Annotated in this window: 1 protein-coding gene and 1 pseudogene; both read left to right on the top strand. The window is 64.1% G+C overall.

Annotation, left to right across the window (positions count from 1 at the left end; genetic code table 11):
- Window positions 1-1151: polyphosphate kinase 1 (ppk1, locus tag VGD20_RS09920; protein ID WP_331134283.1), on the top strand; the 1151-nt coding region annotated here is incomplete at its 5' end.
- Window positions 1141-1819, top strand: a pseudogene (locus tag VGD20_RS09915) (Ppx/GppA family phosphatase); the annotation flags it as partial. The gene ppk1 and the pseudogene VGD20_RS09915, both read left to right, overlap by 11 nt.

The following is a 1819-nucleotide window of genomic DNA, read 5'->3' as shown; positions in this document are numbered from 1 at the left end:
GCGGTGACTGTTTCGCGGCGATCCGCTCCAAGGATATCGTCGTCCATCACCCCTATGAGAGCTTCGACGTCGTGCTCTCCTTCCTCCGTCAGGCGGCGGCCGATCCCGACGTCGTCGCGATCAAGCAGACGCTCTACCGCGCCGGCAACCAGTCGCCGGTGATCCGCGCGCTGATCGAGGCGGCCGAGGCGGGCAAGTCGGTGACCGCGGTCGTCGAACTCAAGGCGCGTTTCGACGAGGAGCAGAACCTCCTCTGGGCGAACCAGCTCGAACGCGCCGGGGTACAGGTCGTCTACGGCTTCATCGAATGGAAAACCCACGCGAAAATCTCGATGGTTGTACGCCGTGAAGGGCAGGGCTATCGCACTTACTGCCACTTCGGCACCGGCAATTACCATCCGGTGACCGCGCGCATTTACACCGACCTCAGCTTCTTCACCGCCGACCCGCGCGCGGGACGCGATGCGGCCCAGCTGTTCAATTATATCACGGGCTATGTCGAACCCGAACGGCTCGACCTGATCACCATGTCGCCGCTCAACATGCGTGCGCATCTCTGCGAACTGATCGACGCCGAAATCGCGGCGGCGAAGGTCGGGCTGCCATCGGGCGTGTGGGCGAAGATGAACAGCCTCGTCGATCCGGGCATCATCGACAAACTCTATGAGGCGAGTGCGGCGGGTGTACCGATCGAGCTGATCGTGCGCGGTATTTGCTGCCTGCGGCCGGGCGTGGCAGACCTGTCCGAAACGATCCACGTCAAATCGGTCGTCGGCCGTTTTCTGGAGCATAGCCGCGTCTGGGCCTTTGCAAATGGTGCACCGCTGCCGCATCGCGGGGCAAAGCTCTATATCAGCAGCGCCGACTGGATGCCGCGCAACTTCGACCGCCGCGTCGAATATATGATCCCGATCGATAACCCGACGGTACACGACCAGATACTCGATCAGGTGCTCGTCGCGAACCTGATCGACAATGAACAAAGCTGGATATTGCAGCCCGACGGCACGTCAGTACGCGTGAAACCGGGCGACAAGCCGTTCAACCTGCATCATTATTTTATGAATAACCCGTCGCTGTCGGGCCGCGGAACCGCGCTTCACAAGCGTCAGGACGTCCCGACGCTGGCTTTCAACGTGCATGAAGATTGAGACAATAGATTTGGGCTTGCTGCGTACCCCGAAACAGGCGGTCCACCGCTCTGCGGTCATCGATATCGGGTCCAACTCGGTCCGTATCGTCGTTTATGAGGGACCAGCGCGCGCGCCGGCGGTGATCTTCAACGAAAAGGTCGCGGCGGGCCTTGGCCGCGGTCTCGCGATCGACGGCCGCATCGCCGCCGAAGATGCGGCGCGCGGTCTGACTGCGCTGCGCCGCTACGCGCTGCTCGCAAGGCATATGGACGTGAAGGACCTGCAATGCGTCGCGACGGCTGCGGTGCGCGACGCCGAAAATGGTCCCGAATTCATCGCCGCAGCTGCCGAAGCAGGCCTCAGGATCCGCCTGCTCTCGGGCGAGGAAGAGGCCGAGGCGGCCGGCTATGGTGTGCTTGCGGCAATCCCCGATGCGCGCGGCATCGCGGTCGACCTGGGCGGCGGCAGCCTCGAACTTGCCGAAGTGGCGGACGGGCAGGTCGGCCGCCGCGCGTCTTTCCCGCTCGGCGTGCTGCGCCTGCCCGCGCTGCGCAAGGATGGCCAACAGGCATTCGAGCGCGCGGTACGCAAGATGCTCCGCGATGCGGGCTGGCCGGGCGGCCTGGCCGGCCTCCCGCTCTATCTCGTCGGCGGGTCGTGGCGCGCGCTATCGCGTCTCGATCTCG

This window comes from Sphingopyxis sp. (genome assembly GCF_036402335.1).
Lineage (GTDB): Bacteria > Pseudomonadota > Alphaproteobacteria > Sphingomonadales > Sphingomonadaceae > Sphingopyxis.
This window is presented reverse-complemented; position numbering and strand designations above follow the sequence as displayed.